Raw genomic sequence first — 20,836 nt, forward strand, 5'->3', positions numbered from 1 at the left:
TGAGCAAATAATAGGGGCGACAAAATGAAAAACCAAGTAACCATTCATTTACATACGGTAATTGAGGATAATGGTCTGAAAGAAACAAGCACCGTGAAGCAGATTGGTAACTTTTATCAGAAGAATAATATGGATGTATTAGCTTTTGAGGAAAAGGTAGAAGGGGATCACGCGATAAAGAGTATGATTACCATTCAACCAGGAAAAGTGAATATTAAACGGTCTGGACTCGTTTCAATGAATCAGCAGTTTCGCTCGGAGAAAGTCACTGAGAATGTGTATAACCACCCACATGGTCACATTCACATGGAAACTTTTACAAAATCAATTGATTACCAAGCACTAAGCGGCGAGCAAGCAGGTCATTTAAAAGTGGAATATACCGTAAAACTGAACGGACAAGATGAACGTAATCATACGCTTACACTCACGTTTAACAAGGAGGAAGAAGAATGAACGTCTTAGCACAAACGGAAACAAATTTAAAAGAACAAATACGTGCTGCCGTATTAAAAGCAGAATTAGCACAAGAAACGGAAATACCAGATTTCGTATTAGAAAAACCAAAGGATAAATCCCATGGTGACTTCGCTACGAATATTGCCATGCAACTAGCACGTGTTGCGAAGAAAGCACCTAGACAAATTGCTGAAGCTATCGTAGCTAATTTAGACGCATCAAAAGCATCAGTAGAAAAGGTTGATATTGCAGGACCTGGATTCATTAACTTCTTCATGAAAAATGATTTCTTAACCGATTTAATTCCAACCATTTTAGAGGCTGGAGAAGCCTATGGTAAAACAGAGCATGGAAAAGGGACAAAAGTTCAAGTGGAATTTGTTTCGGTAAACCCGACAGGAAATCTTCACCTAGGCCATGCTCGTGGGGCAGCCTTTGGGGATGTATTATGTAATGTCCTCAGTGCGGCAGGATATGATGTAGAACGTGAATATTATATTAATGATGCAGGGAACCAAATTGATAACCTAGCTCTATCTGTCAATGCTCGTTATTTACAAGCATTAGGTAAGGATGTCGCAATGCCTGAGGACGGATACCATGGTCAGGACATTGTAGCAATAGGGAAGCAATTGGCTGAAGAGCACGGAGAAGAATGGGCGAATAAATCGGAGGAAGAGCGCTTAGCATTCTTTAAGGAGTTTGGTTTAGAGCATACACTAGGGAAAATAAAAACAGATTTAGCGGACTTCGGAGTTGAGTTTGATAATTGGTTCTCAGAAAGAAGTCTTTACAAAAATGACGAGATTACCGATGTATTAGCGAAGTTGAAGGCTAGTGGCTATATCTATGAACAAGACGGTGCTACTTGGTTCCGTTCTACCGATTTCGGTGATGACAAAGACCGTGTATTAGTGAAAAATGACGGAGCATTTACGTACCTAACACCAGACATTGCATATCATCAAAACAAGCTAAACCGTGGCTTTGATAAGCTAATCAATGTATGGGGTGCTGATCACCATGGCTATATTCCTAGAATGAAGGCAGCAATTGAAGCATTAGGCTATGATCCAGAACGCTTAGATGTAAAAATTATTCAAATGGTAAATCTATTTGATGGTGGAGAAAAGCTACGCATGAGTAAGCGTACAGGAAATGCTGTTTCACTTAGAGAATTAATGGATGAGGTTGGAGTGGACGCGGTACGTTATTTCTTTGTTGCACGTTCAAACGATTCTCAGCTTGATTTCGATGTAGAGCTTGCTCGTTCTCAATCAAATGATAACCCGGTATACTACGTACAGTATGCACATGCTCGTATTTGCACGATGCTTAAGCAAGCAGAAGCAAAAGGGATAGAGGTTAAGCAATCATTCGATTCTTCTTTATTAACCTCTGAGAAAGAGCTTGATTTGTTGAAGAAGATGGGAGAATTCCCTCAAGTTATTGTGGAAGCTGCTGAAAAGCATACACCACAGAAAATTACGCAATATGTATTTGATTTAGCATCCTTGCTGCACAGCTTTTATAATGCAGAGAAAGTATTAGATACCGAAAATATCGAGTTAACCAATGCAAGACTTGCGTTAATGAAAGCAGTCCGTACTACCATTGCAAATGGCTTAAACTTAATAGGAGTAACAGCACCTAAGAAGATGTAAAAGACTTTTAAATAGAAGACGTTAAAACCTGGGGAATTCCCAGGTTTTTCCTATATTCGGACGGGGGTATTTCTTTGTTTCTAGAAATAACTATTGTTTTTATGAGGAAGGCTTGCGATTCGGTTTTAGCCCTTCCTTTGAGCCTCCCGTTAATCCAATCATCCTCATGCGGAGCTACTTTCCCCAGCCAAAACCTGATTTCCCCATAAAATACAATATACCTACAGAAGATACGATAACTAAAATGCCATACACAATTTCCATGGATATCCTCCTGAAATTTGTCATATTATTATCTTAATTTTACGATAAAGGGAAGTGTAGTTCCAGTTTCTACACGAGAATGAAGTCAATTTATTTCTGAACACGCTTAAATATGTTCTTCTTCATTAACGTTTTCCAAGAATTTCTAGTCTAGTGGTAAACAAAGCTCATTTCGATAAAAATAGGTTGACTGAATAGTCATTCATAATTTATAGTGGTAGAAGAAGCACTCTTTTTTATTTTCGGAAAAATGGAATCACTATCATTCTGGTTCATCGTACCATGTTTTAGTAAATTTAAGCAATAGGGCGTTTGTTATGAAGACGTAAGGGCAGAGCCGACTAGCAGAAGATAAAGAAAACACGACGGGTGAGGGGAGCCGGTGTTAACTGATCTAATCGTGAGTTGGCAGAAGTCTGTTGTGGAATGATGCGTCCGGATGAAGCAATCTTTGATGTTTAATTTCTATTTTAAAAGAAGACCTAGAAACAGTCAGGAGGAGCAGCTGATGGAGACATTTTTGTTCATTAATACGCTATTATTTTCAGCTATCACACTGTATGCATTTTACTTATTTGGTAGAGTAATAGCAACTCGAGTAGCCTACATTAGATTAGGTAAAAAGTCAGAATTCGATGGGGACATGAAGGAGCGAATAAGACGGATTATCACGATAGTATTTGGTCAATCGAAGCTATTAAAAGATAAAAAGTCCGGTGCTATTCACGTCATGATGTTTTACGGTTTTATTCTAGTACAATTTGGAGCTATCGACTTTATTGTAAAAGGGATATCACCAGGTAATCATCTCCCATTTGGATTTTTATATCCCGGATTTACCTTCTTCCAGGAAATCGTAACATTAACGATTTTAGTGGCTGTAATTTGGGCATTTTATCGTCGTTATATTGAGAAGCTAGTTCGACTAAAGCGTGGGCTGAAGGCTGGATTAGTATTAATTTTTATCGGGACATTAATGCTATCGGTATTATTTGGAAATGGAATGGCATTAATTTGGCACGGGGAATCAGCTACATGGACAGAGCCTGTTGCAAGTTTATTTGCCACTATCTTTGGCTTCTTATCTCCTCAAGCAGCCATGGTTATGTTCTTTATAGCATGGTGGATTCATAATTTGACTTTATTAACGTTCCTAGTATATGTACCGCAGTCTAAGCATGCACATTTAATAGCGGCACCGATTAATGTGTTTTTTAGTAAACATATACCTGGGAAATTGAAAAAGCTAGACTTTGAGATTGATGAAGAAAGTGAAGAAGAAGTATCTTTTGGAGTAGGGAAGGTTGAAGATTTTGAGCAAGTACAGATGATTGATTTCTATGCTTGTGTCGAATGTGGCCGCTGTACAGATGTTTGTCCTGCTTCTGGTACTGGGAAAATGCTTTCTCCAATGGACTTAATGGTTAAAATCCGTGATCACTTAACGGAAAAAGGAGCAGCAGTAACAGGCAAATCACCGTGGGTACCAGCATATGCCTTTTCTAGTACACAAGGTAACCAATTAGCGAAACGTGCTAACAATGAAGCAGCTGCAACATTTGAAAGTATGAGCTTAATCGGAGATGTCATTACAGAAGAAGAACTCAATGCATGTACAACTTGTCGTAACTGTGAAGAGGCATGTCCAGTAATGAATGAACATGTCGACAAAATAATTGATTTACGACGTTATCTGGTGATGACAGAAGGAAAAATGGATGCAGAAGTGCAACGTGCGGTAATGAATATCGAGCGTCAAGGAAACCCATGGGGACTATCGAAAAAGGACCGTATTAAATGGCGTGAAATGGATGAGTCCGCATACATTCCAACTATAAAAGAATTGAAAAAAGAAGGAAAAGAGTTTGAATACTTATTCTGGGTAAGCTCTATGGGCTCATTCGATGCACGTAGCCAGAAAATCGCTATTGCATTTGCCAAATTAATGAACCAAGCAGGGATTAGCTTTGCGATTCTAGGTAATAAAGAGGCGAATTCTGGGGATACGGCAAGACGGATTGGTAACGAATTCTTATTCCAAGAAATCGCAGAGAAGAATATTAAAGAATTTGAGATAAATGAAGTGAAAAAAATCGTAACGATTGATCCACACGCCTATAATATTTTTAAAAATGAATATCCAGACTTTGGCTTTGAAGGGGAGGTATATCACCATACCCAATTACTATATGATTTAGTCATGGAAGGGAAGTTAAAGCCTACTAAACCGATAAACGAACGATTAACCTACCATGATTCTTGTTATCTAGGAAGGTATAACGGTGTCTATGATCCACCAAGAGAAATCTTACTTGCTATTCCAGGTTTGGAGCTTGTGGAAATGGATCGTAGTCGTGAAAACGGTATGTGCTGTGGGGCTGGTGGTGGCCTAATGTGGACAGAGGAAACAACTGGTAACCGAATTAATGTTGCAAGAACCGAGCAGGCTTTGGCTGTTGAACCAACAGTTATCTCTAGTGCTTGTCCGTATTGCTTAACCATGTTAAGTGACGGAACAAAGGCAAAAGAAGTGGAAGAAGATATTAGCACAATGGATGTAGCGGAAATTCTTGCCTTATCTGTTTTAGTTGAAGAAGAAGTAAAGACAGCGTAAGGTTAAAGAGAGGGGCGTTTTGCCCCTCTTTATCAGAATTAAACTTGAGCGAGCGTTCAATCGTAGAGATTTAACGTATTACTAGATATAAGTTTAAGAGGAGGAAATGAAGATAATGAAGAAATCTGTAATAGTTTCTGGAGCTAGAACTCCATTTGGGAAGTTCGGAGGGGCATTAAAGTCACTAACAGCATCCGAGTTAGGCGGGAAAGCAATTGAAGCAGCATTGAAGCGAGCGGGAGTAGATAACTCAGCAGTAGGCGAAGTGATTATGGGGAATGTGCTACAAGGTGGGCAAGGACAGCTTCCGTCACGTCAAGCAGCACGTGCAGCTGGATTACCGTGGGAGGTAAAGACGGAAACGATTAACAAAGTATGTGCATCAGGCTTGCGTAGTGTCACACTGGCAGATATGCTCATCCGCCTTGGGGAAGAAGACATTGTCGTAGCAGGTGGTATGGAAAGCATGAGTAATGCCCCGTATATACTACCAGATGCACGCTGGGGCAACCGGATGGGAGATAAACGTGTAGTCGACATGATGGTTCACGACGGGCTAACCTGTTCCTTCACTGGAGTACACATGGGAACTTACGGAAACTCTACCGCCGATGAATTTAACCTTACACGTGAGGCACAAGATGAATGGGCATACCGTAGCCATATGCGTGCAGTAAAAGCAATCGAAGACGGCAAATTTGACGAGGAGATCGTCGCAGTTGAAATCCCACAACGAAAAGGCGATCCAGTACTAGTAGAAAAAGATGAAGCACCTAGAAAAGATACTAGTGTAGAAGCTTTAGCAAAATTAAGACCAGCATTTGATAAAGACGGGACAATTACAGCAGGGAATGCACCTGGAATTAATGATGGAGCAGCAGCATTCGTCATTATGTCTGATGAAAAGGCTTCGGAGCTTGGTAAGAAGCCATTAGCTACCATTTTAGGTCATGCCGAAGTAGCCGTAGAAGCAAAGGATTTCCCAAAAACTCCAGGAATTGTCATTAATCATTTACTAGAAAAAACAGGTTACACCAAGGATGATATTGCCCTTTATGAAATTAATGAAGCATTTTCAGCAGTATCCTTAGCAAGTAGTGTAATCGCCGATCTAGACCCTGAAAAAGTAAATGTCAATGGTGGGGCAGTTGCACTAGGCCATCCAATCGGTGCAAGCGGCTCCCGCATCATTCTAACCTTAATCCATGAACTAAAACGCCGTGGAGGAGGATTAGGTATTGCAGCTATCTGTAGTGGAGGTGGCCAAGGAGACGCCATATTAATAGAGGTTGCTGCAGAATAATAGGGGCTAGATGTGAGTTTTTATTGCTTACTAGCCTTGGTTGCGAGCGCGTCATGGCTCGGGAGTTACGCGAGAAAGAAAGCAATTCGCGCCAAATCCAGATTTCGCACGAGAATGTGGGAAACTCGCGCGACTTGGTTAGGATATCGCGCGGGAGAGGAAGGAACTCGCGCGACTCAGTCTAAATTTCGCGCGAGAGAGTTAGAAATTCGCGCCACAAATTAGATTCCGCGCGAAAAAGGCAACTCTCCGCGTGCTCCAGACCAAGTCCCGCGCGAAAAAAGTAAAAGCCCGCGCGCCCCTGGTTAGTTATCTAACAAGAGAAGAAGTATCTCGCGCCCAATGCAGATTTCACGCGAGAAAGTGGGAAACTCACGCGACTTGGTTTGGATATCGCGCGAGAGAGGAAGGAACTCGCGCGACTCAGTCTGAATAACGCACGAGAGAGTGAGAAATTCGCGCCACAACTGAGGTCCCGCGCGAAAAAAGCAACCCCTCGCGCGCTCCAGACCAAGTCCCGCGCGAAATTTACACATATCCAGCCAGAGCACGCAGCAAGTAGTCCAACACTAGTCAAAACCTTATAAATGTAATAAAACCAATAAGCCAGAAAAGCTCCCATATACTAGCAATCTACTTTTCTGGCTACATTAGAACTTTCAGGAGGTGCCAATAATGAAAACGATTATGGTCATAGGAGCAGGACAGATGGGATCGGGAATCGCTCAAGTCTTTGCTCAATCTGGCTTCGATGTATATTTAAATGATATGAATGAAGCGGCGTTAAATAAAGGAATGAACAATATAGAAAAGCTATTAACTCGTGCGGTTGAGAAGGGTCGTATGACAGATGATCAAATGGCGGAGACCTTAAATAGACTTACACCATCAACGGGCCTTGAGGATGCTTCCAATTGTGATGTAGTTATTGAAGCAGTTGTTGAAAACATGGACGTAAAAACAAGTGTGTTCAAACAGCTAGATGAAATTACGCCTGCACATACTATTCTTGCTTCCAATACATCATCCCTTCCTATTACAGAAATTGCAAGCGTTACCAACAGGCCGGAGAAGGTAATTGGTATGCACTTTATGAATCCGGTACCTGTTATGAAACTAGTAGAAATCATACGTGGATTACAAACGAGTAATGAGACATACCAAGCAATAGAGATAATAACGCATAGCTTAAACAAGACGCCAGTAGAAGTAAATGATTTTCCAGGCTTCGTGTCGAATCGTATTCTAATGCCGATGATCAATGAAGCGATTTACACGCTTTATGAAGGAGTGGCATCGGTTGAGGATATCGATACTGTGATGAAGCTAGGTATGAATCATCCGATGGGTCCGCTGCAATTAGCAGATTTTATCGGATTAGATACATGTCTGTATATTATGGAAGTGTTGCACGAAGGCTTTGGTGACAGTAAATACCGTCCATGCCCATTATTAAGAAAATATGTTAAGGCAGGATGGCTCGGTAAAAAATCAGGTAGAGGATTTTATCATTATGAGTAGCACGACATTAACTTCACCTCACAGGATAGGAGGGGACCACATGCGTTTTCATTTTACCGAAGAACAGCAAATGATGCGTAAAATGGTTCAGGATTTTGCTCAGAAAGAAGTGCTTCCAGAAATAGAACGAATGGAAAAGGAAAAACGGTTTCCAATGGAGCTCATTCGTAAAATGGGTGAACTTGGTATTATGGGAATTCCTATCCCAGAGGAATATCAAGGTTCTGGGATGGACTATACCTCATATGTTATTGCAATCCATGAGCTATCGAAAGTAAGTGCAGCATTAGGTGTTATTTTATCCGTCCATACTTCTGTTGGAACGAATCCGATACTTTTTTTCGGGACGGAGGAACAGAAGAAGAAATATGTTCCGAAGCTTGCTACGGGTGAATATCTTGGTGCATTTGCATTAACAGAGCCACATGCAGGGTCCGATGCCAAAAATTTAAAAACGACAGCGAAACTGGATGGGGACCATTATGTTCTAAATGGCTCAAAGGTATTCATTACCAATGGTGGAGCAGCAGATATCTATATTACTTTTGCCCGAACGGCACCAGGTGCTAATGGTATTAGTGCCTTTATCGTAGAAAAAGATACGGAAGGCTTTATTGTTGGGAAACAGGAAAAGAAAATGGGATTACATGGATCGAATACAGTCCAGTTAATGTTTGAAGGCTGTCGTATCCCTAAGGCACAGTTACTCGGAAGAGAGGGGGACGGCTTCAAGATTGCCATGGCTAACTTAAACAAAGGGAGAGTTGGCATCGCGGCACAAGCCTTAGGAATTGGAGAGGCGGCATTTGAATATGCTGCAAATTATGCGAAGGAGCGAGAGCAGTTTGGGAAACCGATTGCCAACAATCAAGGCATTTCATATAAGCTAGCAGACATGGCAACCAAATTGGAGGCTTGCAAACTATTAGTCTATCGCGCTGCATTGTTAATCGAGCAGGACACCCCATGTGCCAAAGAAGCCTCCATGGCTAAAATGTTTGCTTCAGATACCGCGATGCAAGTGGCAATTGAAGCGGTACAGATTTTTGGAGGATATGGTTATACCGAGGAGTATCCAGTTGAACGGCTATTCCGTGATGCAAAAATCACTCAAATATACGAAGGAACAAACGAAATTCAGCATATGGTAATCGCTAATAATCTACTGAAATAGGGGGCATGGAGGATGAATTTTCAATTAACTGAAGAACAAGAAATGCTACGTAAAATGGTACAGGATTTTGCCAGGAAAGAAGTAGAACCAACCGCAGCAGAGCGTGATGAAGAAGAGCGCTTTGACCGTGAGATCTTTGATAAGATGGCGGAACTTGGTTTAACCGGAATTCCTTGGCCGGAAGCGTATGGTGGTATTGGTGCAGACTATGTCAGTTATGTCATTGCGGTAGAAGAATTATCTCGTGTCTGTGCTTCTACAGGGGTTACATTATCCGCGCATCTTTCCCTTGCAAGCTGGCCGATTTATAAATATGGAACGGAAGAACAGAAGCTTGACTTCCTTTATCGTCTAGCTACAGGGGAGGCATTAGGGGCCTATGCATTATCAGAGCCTGGTGCAGGTAGTGATGTTGCCTCTATGAGAACGACTGCGAAGTTAGATGGAGCTCATTATGTTTTAAATGGAAGCAAAGTCTGGATAACTAATGGTGGTGTTGCTGATATTTATGTTGTATTTGCTAAGACAGATGTTGATGCACGCCATAAGGGAATCAGTGCCTTTATTGTAGAAAAAGGCACAGAAGGCTTCTCCTTTGGAAAAAAAGAAAAGAAGCTTGGAATTCGTTCCTCACCTACTACAGAATTAATATTTGAAAATTGCCGTGTGCCAAGGGAGAATCTGCTTGGTGAAGAGGGAGAAGGCTTTAAGATTGCCATGTCAACGCTAGATGGTGGACGTAATGGAATAGCTGCCCAAGCGGTTGGTATTGCTCAAGGTGCACTAGATGCCGCGACGAGCTATGCCAAGGAACGGGAACAGTTTGGTAAGCCGATTGCTCACAACCAAGGGATTTCATTCAAGCTAGCGGACATGGCAACGGAGATTGAAGCGGCTCGACTATTAACCTATCAGGCTGCTTGGTTGGAATCGGAAGGAAAACCATATGGTAAAGCATCAGCCATGTCGAAGCTGTTTGCTGGAGATGTGGCGATGAGAACGACAGTGGAAGCTGTTCAAATATATGGTGGATATGGCTATACAAAAGACTACCCAGTAGAGCGCTTTATGCGCGATGCAAAAATTACCCAAATCTATGAAGGAACACAGGAAATACAACGCCTTGTTATTGGGAGAATGGTAACGAAATAGAGAGGATGGTAGGAGGATGCACCAGTTAGTTGAACGAATTCAGGAACAGGACATTCGTGCTCTAGCAAGAGCCATTACATTAGTAGAGAATGATCATGAAGATAAGCTGCAAATTATGCAAGATGCTTATCGGATCAGGAAAAATGGGATGTATATCGGACTAACTGGTTCACCTGGTGCCGGAAAAAGCTCACTAGTAAATCGTTTAATCTCACATATCCGAAAAGAAGGAAAAACAGTCGCTGTTATCGCTGTGGATCCTACTAGTCCCTTTAGTGGAGGGGCACTACTAGGGGACAGGGTTCGGATGAATGAGCATTTTATTGATGATGGGGTTTTTATAAGGAGTATGGCAACACGTGGAAGCCTTGGTGGGCTTGCTCGTGCAACAAAGGATGCCTTAAGACTTTGTGATGCGTTTGGTTTTGATGTCATTATAGTCGAAACCGTTGGAGTTGGGCAATCCGAGCTTGATATTATGAAAATCGTCGATACTACCGCTCTTGTTCTAACACCCAATAGTGGTGATGTCCTGCAAATATTCAAAGCCGGTATTATGGAGATAGCCGATTTGTTTATTATTAATAAGGCAGATTTGCCAGGAGTTGGCAAGCTGAGAGCGTTATTAAGAGAGTTAGTTCATATTACCAAATCCGCTGAACACCAAACACCAATTGTCAAGACCATCACCACGGAAAACCAGGGGATCGATACGTTATGGGAAAAGCTGAAAGAACATCATGACTACTTATATCGCACGACAGAAGGGGAAAAGCGACGAGAAGAAAGACACCAGCTAGAAGTCTTGGAATTGATTCGAGATGAAATTTGGCGCGATGTATACCAATTTGTCCAAATTCAACCTGAATTTAATCGTAAGTTAGTAAATAGTGATCCTTATAAGCAAGCAGTGGACTGGTACTACAAGTGGAAAAAAGAAGGGAGATAGCTCAAGTTGGAGAATAAGGTTCTATCTTCTGTAAAAGATGAGGGATTAATTAAGAAAAGGCGAAATCAAATGATTAGAGGTGCCTTAACGTTATTTAAAGAAAAGGGATTTCATCGTACAACAACAAGAGAAATTGCGAAAGAATCCGGATTTAGTATTGGAACCCTGTATGAATATATCCGTACGAAAGAAGATGTACTATACCTTGTCTGTGAATCCATTCATGGGGAAGTGGAAAAACGGCTTGAAGCCGTAGTGGATCTGAAGAAACCATCAACGGAAACACTTTGTAATGTGATTACATCTTTTTTCCGATTGATGGACGAGATGCAGGAAGAAATTCTGGTTTTATATCAAGAGGTTAAATCACTTAGTAAAGAAACGAGAAGTGCTATTTTAGACAAGGAACGCGAAATGGCGGCTATGTTGGAGAAAGCCATTATCACGTGTCTCCCTCATCCATTGCCTAAACAAGATACAACATTGCTGGCAAATAATATATTAATTCACGGCCATATGTGGAGTTTTCGCAGGTGGATGATACAAAAGGATTTTACATTAGAGGAATATATCGATAAGCAGCTTTCGTATACACTTTCTGCAATGGGAATAAATCGAGACGAATTGAATTGGAGGGGTGAGAATGGAACAGGTAACCGTATATAAAACAGAGCATCCTGTTCGCTTTGTTACGGCATCAAGCCTTTTTGACGGGCATGATGCGTCCATTAATATTATGCGTAGAATATTACAAGCGAGTGGAGCCGAGGTTATTCACCTTGGTCATAATCGTTCCGTAGAGGAAGTAGTACATGCAGCGATTCAAGAGGATGTACAAGGAATTGCGATTTCCTCTTATCAAGGCGGACACGTGGAATATTTTAAATATATGGTCGATCTTTTACAGGAGCTTGGGGCTGGTCATATTAAGGTCTTTGGTGGCGGTGGTGGTGTCATTATCCCACGCGAAATTAAGGAATTACACCAATATGGGGTAACGCGAATTTTCTCCCCAGAAGATGGTCGTAAACACGGCCTACAAGGGATGATTAATCTCATGCTTGAGGAATGCGATTTTTTGCCACCATTTGATATTGAGAACCAGTTAAAACGCCTACAAGCGGGCGACCGTCAAGCAATGGCAAGGCTCATCACTTTTGTAGAAAATGGAAAGATTTCGGATTCGGAAAAGAAGGAATTACTGGACGCTTTACAAGAATTGTTAAACCCGAATATCCCGGTTCTTGGTATTACAGGTACTGGTGGTGCGGGAAAAAGTTCACTAACAGATGAATTAATTCGTCGTTACCTGAATGAAATTCCAGATAGAAAAGTTGCCATTATCTCCATTGATCCAACAAAGCGGAAGACCGGTGGTGCCTTATTAGGGGACCGTATTCGCATGAACGCTATTTTTACAGATCGTGTATATATGCGCTCATTAGCTACGAGAGATTCTAGTAGTGAATTATCTAAAGCAATTGAAGATGTCATACAGGTCGTGCGTGCTTCTGGCTATGACTTTATTGTGGTAGAAACGAGTGGTATTGGTCAAGGAGATGCAGCAATTACAGAAATAACGGATTTATCCATGTATGTCATGACCTCTGAATATGGGGCGCCGACACAGCTTGAAAAGATAGATATGATTGATTTCGCTGACTTTATCGTGATTAATAAATTTGAACAAAAGGGTTCTGAGGATGCATTAAATCAAGTGCGTAAACAATATGAGCGTAGTCATATGCTGTTCCATCAGGATAAGGAAACCTTCCCAGTCTTTGGGACCATCGCTAGTCAGTTTAATGATAGTGGTACAAATGCACTTTTTGCAGCACTTATTGATAAGTTGAATGAGAAATATGATTGGAATGAGCAAGTTGATTTCGACCGTCATACGATTTCTGAAAAGCAAAATTTAATTATTACCAATGAGCGTCGCCATTATTTGCGTGAAATTGCGACCCATGTTCGTAACTATCAAAAGTTTGCCAAAGAGCAAAGTGAGATTGCAAGCAAGTTGTACCAATTACATGGTGCTATGGAGTTAATCGAGGAAGAAAATGTAAACGCTTCACTAGAGGCCGCTTATAAAACATATGAGGCCAAACTTTCTCCAGCCGCCAAGGAATTACTGGAATCATGGGATAAAACAAAGGAAAGCTATTCGGGTGACACGTATACCTTTAAGGTCCGTGATAAGGAAATTCAAATGGAGCTTACTACTGAATCACTAGCCGGCTTGAAAATTCCTAAAGTTGCGTTTCCGAAATATATGGACTGGGGGGAACGATTGCGCTGGCTATTAAAGGAAAATGTTCCAGGTGCATTTCCTTTTACTGCTGGTGTCTTCCCATTTAAGCGAAAGGGAGAGGATCCAACTCGTCAATTTGCAGGAGAAGGTACACCAGAGCGCACGAATCGTCGTTTCCACTACTTATCTAGAAATGATGATGCCAAACGGTTATCGACTGCCTTTGACTCGGTAACCTTATATGGGGAGGATCCAGCCTATCGCCCAGATATTTATGGAAAGATCGGGGAAAGCGGTGTAAATATATGTACGTTAGATGATATGAAGAAGCTATACAAAGGCTTTGACTTAACCGATCCATTAACCTCTGTATCCATGACGATTAATGGTCCGGCTCCGATTATTTTAGCAATGTTCTTTAATACAGCGATAGATCAGCAGGTGGAGAAGTTTGAAGCAGAAAACAGAAGAAAAGTAACCCCAGAAGAATATGAAAAACTAAAAGAGGATACTTTAGCAGTAGTCCGAGGTACAGTTCAAGCGGATATTTTAAAAGAAGACCAAGGGCAAAATACATGTATTTTCTCAACAGAGTTTGCGCTTCGGATGATGGGAGATATCCAGGAGTATTTTATTGACCACCACGTTCGAAATTATTACTCCGTTTCTATTTCTGGCTATCATATTGCGGAAGCAGGGGCAAACCCAATTACCCAGCTTGCCTTTACATTAGCCAATGGCTTTACGTATGTAGAATACTATTTAAGCCGTGGAATGGATATTAATCAGTTCGCACCAAACCTATCCTTCTTCTTCTCCAATGGGTTAGATCCAGAATATACGGTAATTGGTCGGGTCGCTCGACGAATTTGGGCTGTCACGATGCGGGATAAGTACGGGGCTAATGAGCGCAGTCAAAAATTAAAATACCATATTCAAACATCTGGCCGGTCCTTACATGCACAAGAAATTGATTTTAATGATATTCGCACAACCTTGCAAGCGTTAATCGCAATCCAAGATAATACGAATTCACTTCATACGAATGCATATGATGAGGCGATTACAACACCGACAGAGGAATCGGTTCGACGAGCGATGGCAATTCAAATGATTATTAACCGTGAATTCGGTTTAACGAAAAACGAAAACTCCCTACAAGGGTCATTTATTATTGATGAGTTAACCGATTTGGTGGAAGAGGCTGTACTACAGGAATTTGAACGTATTAATGATCGCGGCGGTGTACTAGGGGCAATGGAGCGGCAATATCAACGAGGAAAAATCCAAGAGGAATCACTATACTATGAAGGAAAGAAACACTCAGGTGAGCTTCCAATCATTGGCGTCAACACATACCTAAACCCTAATCCACCATCAGAGGAAGAAATAGATTCCATGGAGCTTGCACGCGCGACAAAAGAAGAAAAAGAGCACCAAATCCAGGAGCTAAAGAATTTCCAAGAAAAACATAAACACGAAGCAGAGACCGCACTTAAGAATCTAAAGCAAGTAGCGGCATCAGGTGGAAACATTTTCGAGGAACTAATGGAAACTGTAAAAGTAGCCTCCCTTGGCCAAATTACTACTGCCTTATATGAAGTCGGTGGGCAGTATAGACGGAATATGTAGGAAGTGTGTGGGTAGGTAAGTATTAAATTTTTCATCAGCATTAAAAAACGTACACATTAGCTAAAGAATAAGCGAATTCAAGTTTTGTTATTGAACTGTATTAGAACAATAACTTAAGGATTATGGGGTAGCCCGAATACGTACAGCCTATATGGGATTAATGACTTATAAGAATGTCAACAGAGCAAAGCTTATTAAGACTCACTATCCTCCGTAGAAAGGCGAAGTGTATTCGGGCTGCATGTATTGATTTCTTTAAATTTCCAATTTAGGGGATTCTGGTAGTAAATAAACTGTAAAAACAAGAAAATAAATTTGATAATTCCTGCATAATTTGTTTATAATGTATGATAGCTTTTAAAAACATACATACCATAAATCAACAAGAGTAATCCCAAATAGGATTGGCTTTTTATTACGTGTTAGAGTATGTGGTTCAATCTTTACCAATCAAGTTATTCTAACAAATCGATATATTAATGAAAAGGGAGTGCGGTATTGTGAGCTTGGAAAATCTTAGCCGCGAGGAAATCACAAAAATGTCAATGCTAGAGTTGGCAAAAGAAATACTAACAGAAGAAACAAAGGCACTAGACTTTAGAGATATTTTTAATAAAATTGCTGAACTAAAAGAATTTAATGATGAGCAAAAGGATGACATGCTAGCACAATTCTATACGGATCTAAATGTGGATGGAAGATTCATTACGCTTGGTTCTAATATGTGGGGACTAAAGCGTTGGTATCCATTTGAACAAATTGATGAAGACATTCATAATGAACCGAAGAAGAAGAAAAAAGCGAAGAAGAAACTGGATGATGATTTAGATCTAGACGATGACTTAGATCTTGATTTAGAAGAAGATGATGTTCTGTTAGACGAAGACGATGATTTTGATGACATTGATGAAGATTTTGACGAAGATCTTGATGATGATGATGACTTTGATGATTTTGATGATGAAGACGAGATTGAAGATGAGCTAGAAGATTTAAATGAGATTGATGAAGACGAAATCGATGAGGATTTTGAAGAAGATAAATAAAATGACTGCTTGACTTTTAGAAGACAGGTTAGTACAATTTGTATTGGGCTCTTTAATTTATTTATTCGAAGCGTTTCCCCTTAAATGGGGAGGCGCTTTTTGTGTTTTAAACAAGCTTTTAATGGGAATCTAATCCCTAGTGGCGGAAAAGAAGATGTGGTTAAATTCTTTTCTACATACTGGTGTTGATTCTTGTTTTTTATTTTTTTGGGCTTTTTTATAGATTGTTATTCTCTCTAATCATGTGCACGTGGCTGGGGGACAAAAGAATTAACCTTAAAGGAAAACCGAATGAAGAGCAAGGACCACGCTCCGGAAATATACTTGCGGTTGCTTTCAGTACAGGGGCGACATCTGCTCGAAAAGACCATCGCAGTGTCTACCTTGTCGCCGGGCGGCTGTTGAGCCTCCTCGTGCTTCGCACTGCGGGGTCTCACCGATGCCTTTCCTCCCGCTGGAGTCTACGTATATTTCTAGAGCTAGTATCGTGTATCATCTGGTTTTACATTTAATTCTTTTCGTTATGTCCCAGCCTCGCTAAGAGCTTTGGTTGGAGAATTGGTCTTTTTATAGCAATCAAATAAAAAAAAGTAGTCTAACCCGAACATCACTGTTTTATTTTTGTTTTCTCCGATTCTATTGGAGAATAGTGTACACAATAAATACAAACAGTGGTCGTACTTATTATTTATTATATATAGAAAGAGGGATAGTTGTGGCTAAGTATATTTTTGTCACTGGTGGCGTAGTGTCATCTTTAGGAAAAGGAATTACAGCAGCATCAATTGGAAGATTATTAAAGAACCGTGGTTTAAAAGTTACGATTCAAAAATTTGATCCATATATTAATGTTGATCCAGGTACAATGAGTCCTTATCAGCATGGGGAAGTTTTTGTAACAGATGATGGTGCAGAAACCGATTTGGATTTAGGACATTATGAACGCTTTATTGATGAGAATTTAAATAAATATAGCAATATTACGACTGGTAAAGTGTACTCTAACGTTATTCGTAAAGAACGCCGAGGAGATTATTTAGGTGGGACTGTACAAGTAATCCCACATATTACAAACGAGATTAAAGACCAAGTTTTCCGAGCAAGTGAAGCAACAGGTGCGGATGTTGTTATTACAGAAATTGGTGGTACTGTAGGGGATATCGAATCACTTCCGTTTTTAGAGGCAATTCGCCAAGTGAAAAGTGATATCGGCAAGAAAAATGTCATGTATATCCATTGTACATTAGTACCATATATTAAAGCGGCTGGTGAACTTAAGACGAAACCAACTCAGCATAGTGTAAAAGAATTACGTTCATTAGGTATTCAACCGGATGCAGTAGTATTACGTACCGAACACGAAATCAGTGAAGAAATGAAGGCTAAAATTGCCCTATTCTGTGATATTGATGAAGAAGCAGTGATTGAAATGCGTGATGCTGCAAATCTATACGAAATTCCACTAGCATTACAAGCACAACATCTTGATCAGATTGTTTGTGATCATTTTGGCTTAGAGGCAGGACCTGCAGACATGACAGAATGGAAAAAGCTAGTTGACCGTGTATGTAATTTATCGAAGAAAGTTACGATTGGCTTAGTCGGGAAATATGTTGAGCTACAAGATGCTTATATATCTGTTGTCGAATCACTAAAACACGCAGGATACGCGTTTGATGCTGATATTCATGTTCATTGGATTAACTCAGAAAAATTAGATGCACAATCAATCAGAGAAAAACTATCACAGGTCGACGGGATTATCGTGCCAGGAGGATTTGGTGACCGTGGAATCGACGGGAAAATTGAAGCAATTCGTTATGCACGTGAAAATAAAGTTCCATTCCTTGGTATTTGCTTAGGAATGCAGTTAGCAACAGTAGAGTTCGCTCGTAATGTATTAGGGTATGAAGATGCACACTCAGCGGAAATTAATCCAAATACGACACATCCGATCATTGACTTACTTCCAGAACAGAAGGATGTGGAAGACTTAGGTGGAACATTACGTCTAGGCTTGTATCCTTGTAAGTTAAAAGATGGTACAAAAACAAAAGCAGCATACGACGGGGTAGATATGATCGAGGAACGCCATCGTCATCGTTATGAATTTAATAATGAGTATCGTGAGGAAATGGAAGCAAAAGGATTTATTTTCTCAGGTACAAGTCCAGATGGACGTTTAGTGGAAACTGTCGAAATTGCTGACCACCCATGGTTTGTCGCATGTCAGTTCCACCCAGAGTTTAAATCTCGTCCGACAAGACCTCAAAATCTATTCAAAGGATTTATTGGCGCAGCTGTAGAACAAAAGAACTAATAATCGAAATAGTTATTGTTAATAAGTGTAGTAAAAAAGTCGTGAATTTGTACTTGAAAGGGTACGAATCGCGGCTTTTTTGCTATATTCAAATTAAGTTTAACTTTTATTCAAGGGGGTATAGTATAAGGCATTAACCATACTATATGCAATGATTAACTAATGTGATTCCAAAAAGTACCACATGTGGTGTTCGTTAAAAAGAAGGGTTTTGGAGTTTTCTGTCGAATAGTTAATCAAAAAAGGGGGTATTGTCGAAATGGATCGAAATATTTTAGTGGTGGATGATGAAGTAGGGATAAGGCTGTTACTGGAAGACTTATTGGCAGCAGATGGTTATACGGTCTATACTGCTCAAACAGGGAAAGAAGCATTAGAGCTAATAAACCTACATAAGATTGATTTACTAATCATTGATTATAAGCTGCCGATTATTGATGGTATTGAAGTGATTAAACAATTAGAAAGAGATGACAAAGAAATAAAGATTGTCCTTATGAGTGGCTTAGCAGAGAGCTTAACAGATGAAATATATCAACTATCATCTATTACAAAAGTACTCTCTAAGCCATTTGATGTGATGGAATTTAAAGGATATATAAACCAACTACTTGCAGAGTAGTAGAAATATTTGAAAATAAAACACTAACACTATAATCTTGCACCATGGCATTTGTATTGGTATTCTTATACTGAAGTGAACAATCATATAAGGATTTTCATATATCAGAAGGAGGAAAAACAAATGCCATTAGTATCAATGAAAGATATGCTAGAAAAGGCTAAGGACAACGGCTATGCTGTTGGACAATTCAATATAAATAACTTGGAGTACATACAAGCTATCCTGCAGGCTGCTGAGGCAGAAAAATCACCAGTTATTTTAGGAGTATCTGAAGGTGCTGGAAAATATATGGGTGGTTTTAAAGTAGTAGTAGCAATGGTAAAAGCTTTAATGGAAGAGTATGGTACTACAGTTCCTGTAGCGATTCACCTAGACCATGGTTCAAGCTTTGAAAAAGTTGCCCAAGCTATTCACGCAGGATTTACTTCTGTTATGATCGATGCTTCACATTCTCCAATTGAGGAAAATATTGCATTAACGAAAAAGGTAGTAGAACTTGCACATATCCACGGTGTTTCTGTTGAAGCAGAAGTTGGAACTGTTGGTGGAGAAGAAGATGGTGTTATTGGTGGCATCAATTATGCTGATCCACAGGAGTGCTTAAGTCTAGTAAAAGAAGCTGGAATTGATTGCTTAGCACCAGCATTAGGTTCTGTTCACGGTCCTTACCAAGGTGAACCAAACTTAGGATTTAAAGAAATGGAAGAAATTCTTAACCTAACACAAGTTCCATTAGTATTACATGGTGGTACTGGAATTCCTACTAAGGATATTCAAAAAGCAATTTCTCTTGGTACTGCTAAAATCAATGTCAATACAGAGAACCAAATCGCACAAACAAAAGCGATTCGCCAAGTATTAAATGACAATACAGAAGTTTATGATCCTCGTAAATATTTAGGACCAGGTACAGAAGCAATAAAGCAAACTGTTATTGGTAAAATGCGCGAATTCGGATCTTCTAATAAAGCTTAATAATATGAAAAAATGCCCTCTCTGTTTTGCATTGTCCTACGTATACAATTATGTAGCGTGAAACAGATAGGGCTATTCCTATAACAAAAGGTATAAATTAAAATTAGGGGAGGCAACAAGATGAAGTTTTTTATTGATACAGCAAACATTGAGGAAATTCGTTCTGCAAATGAGTTAGGGATTTTAGCGGGAGTTACAACTAACCCAAGCTTAGTAGCAAAAGAAGGCGTATCCTTCCATGATCGTCTACGTGAAATTACTTCAGAAGTTTCCGTTGGATCAGTTAGTGCAGAGGTAATGTCAGAAGATGCAGAGGACATGATTAAAGAGGGATTAGAGCTTGCTGCTATTGCACCAAACATTACGATTAAAGTACCTATGACTTTAGAAGGCTTAAAAGCAGTAAAAGCTTTTAGTGATAAAGGGATTAAAACGAATGTAACGCTTATCTTTAATCCAAACCAGGCACTACTTGCTGCTAGAGCAGGTGCTACATATGTATCACCGTTCTTAGGTCGCCTTGATGATATTGGTCATAATGGGATGGAATTAATCGCAACGATTGCCGATATCTTTGATCGTCATGGCATTGAAACCGAAATCATTGCAGCAAGTATTAGACATCCACTACACGTAACAGATGCAGCACTTCACGGAGCTCATATTGCAACAGTTCCTTATAATGTATTAAGTCAGCTTGTTAAACACCCATTAACAGATCAAGGAATTGAAAGATTTATTGCGGATTGGAACAAAGCAAATCAATAATTATTAAAAATAAATTCTCAAGGTCAAACTATTTTTAAAAAAACCAGTATATTCGCTTTTCGTTTTAAATAAAGTAAAAGTGGAAAAAATAACTGGAATACTATTTAAATAAGTGG

At 40.0% G+C, this 20,836-nt stretch carries 15 protein-coding genes; all 15 read left to right on the forward strand.

The genetic code is table 11. The annotated features are described in order from the left end of the window. Positions 1-24 precede the first annotated feature (24 nt). The 15 genes from KGF86_RS03200 to fsa all read left to right on the forward strand — a co-directional run bounded on the left by KGF86_RS03200 (position 25) and on the right by fsa (position 20,720). Positions 25-456 (forward strand): YwiB family protein, encoded by a 432-nt coding sequence (locus KGF86_RS03200; RefSeq protein ID WP_211741120.1) that lies wholly within the window; start codon positions 25-27, stop codon positions 454-456. Continuing rightward, positions 453-2,123, forward strand: a complete 1,671-nt coding sequence (gene argS / locus KGF86_RS03205; protein WP_211741121.1) for an arginine--tRNA ligase — start codon at positions 453-455, stop codon at positions 2,121-2,123. The genes KGF86_RS03200 and argS overlap by 4 nt, the downstream gene beginning before the upstream one ends. A gap of 772 nt (positions 2,124-2,895) precedes the next feature. Continuing rightward, entirely contained in the window at positions 2,896-5,001 is a 2,106-nt protein-coding gene (locus KGF86_RS03210; RefSeq protein ID WP_211741122.1) for a (Fe-S)-binding protein, read from the forward strand. Between the two features lie 115 nt (positions 5,002-5,116). Next, a complete protein-coding gene (locus KGF86_RS03215; protein ID WP_211741123.1) occupies positions 5,117-6,304 on the forward strand; it encodes an acetyl-CoA C-acetyltransferase in 1,188 nt (395 codons plus the stop codon). Between the two features lie 675 nt (positions 6,305-6,979). Next, complete coding sequence (locus KGF86_RS03220) at positions 6,980-7,825, forward strand: 3-hydroxybutyryl-CoA dehydrogenase (RefSeq protein WP_186868300.1); 846 nt, start codon at positions 6,980-6,982, stop codon at positions 7,823-7,825. Between the two features lie 40 nt (positions 7,826-7,865). Beyond that, positions 7,866-8,999 carry an acyl-CoA dehydrogenase gene (locus KGF86_RS03225; RefSeq protein ID WP_186868301.1) on the forward strand — a complete coding sequence of 378 codons (1,134 nt, stop codon included), beginning with the start codon at positions 7,866-7,868 and terminating at the stop codon, positions 8,997-8,999. 12 nt (positions 9,000-9,011) lie between these two features. Then, the gene (locus KGF86_RS03230; RefSeq protein WP_186868302.1) at positions 9,012-10,151 is read left to right on the forward strand and encodes an acyl-CoA dehydrogenase; all 1,140 of its coding nucleotides are present in this window, start codon (positions 9,012-9,014) and stop codon (positions 10,149-10,151) included. 16 nt (positions 10,152-10,167) lie between these two features. Beyond that, entirely contained in the window at positions 10,168-11,100 is a 933-nt protein-coding gene (gene meaB / locus KGF86_RS03235) for a methylmalonyl Co-A mutase-associated GTPase MeaB (protein ID WP_211741124.1), read from the forward strand. Positions 11,101-11,106: 6 nt separating this feature from the next. After that, positions 11,107-11,766 (forward strand): TetR/AcrR family transcriptional regulator, encoded by a 660-nt coding sequence (locus tag KGF86_RS03240; protein WP_246521268.1) that lies wholly within the window; start codon positions 11,107-11,109, stop codon positions 11,764-11,766. Beyond that, complete coding sequence (gene icmF, locus KGF86_RS03245) at positions 11,744-14,986, forward strand: fused isobutyryl-CoA mutase/GTPase IcmF (protein ID WP_211741125.1); 3,243 nt, start codon at positions 11,744-11,746, stop codon at positions 14,984-14,986. The genes KGF86_RS03240 and icmF overlap by 23 nt, the downstream gene beginning before the upstream one ends. Positions 14,987-15,486: 500 nt before the next feature. Continuing rightward, positions 15,487-16,032 (forward strand): DNA-directed RNA polymerase subunit delta, encoded by a 546-nt coding sequence (rpoE, locus tag KGF86_RS03250; RefSeq protein ID WP_186868305.1) that lies wholly within the window; start codon positions 15,487-15,489, stop codon positions 16,030-16,032. Between the two features lie 715 nt (positions 16,033-16,747). Beyond that, positions 16,748-18,352, forward strand: a complete 1,605-nt coding sequence (gene pyrG, locus KGF86_RS03255) for a CTP synthase (protein ID WP_186868306.1) — start codon at positions 16,748-16,750, stop codon at positions 18,350-18,352. Positions 18,353-18,611: 259 nt separating this feature from the next. After that, positions 18,612-18,974: a response regulator gene (locus KGF86_RS03260; RefSeq protein ID WP_186868307.1), complete on the forward strand. Its 363-nt coding sequence runs from the start codon at positions 18,612-18,614 to the stop codon at positions 18,972-18,974. Between the two features lie 123 nt (positions 18,975-19,097). Next, the gene (gene fba, locus KGF86_RS03265) at positions 19,098-19,952 is read left to right on the forward strand and encodes a class II fructose-1,6-bisphosphate aldolase (protein WP_186868308.1); all 855 of its coding nucleotides are present in this window, start codon (positions 19,098-19,100) and stop codon (positions 19,950-19,952) included. A gap of 120 nt (positions 19,953-20,072) precedes the next feature. Beyond that, entirely contained in the window at positions 20,073-20,720 is a 648-nt protein-coding gene (gene fsa, locus KGF86_RS03270) for a fructose-6-phosphate aldolase (RefSeq protein ID WP_211741126.1), read from the forward strand. Positions 20,721-20,836 lie beyond the last annotated feature (116 nt).

The organism is Ornithinibacillus massiliensis (genome assembly GCF_018310345.1).
In the GTDB taxonomy this organism is placed as follows: domain Bacteria; phylum Bacillota; class Bacilli; order Bacillales; family Amphibacillaceae; genus Ornithinibacillus; species Ornithinibacillus massiliensis.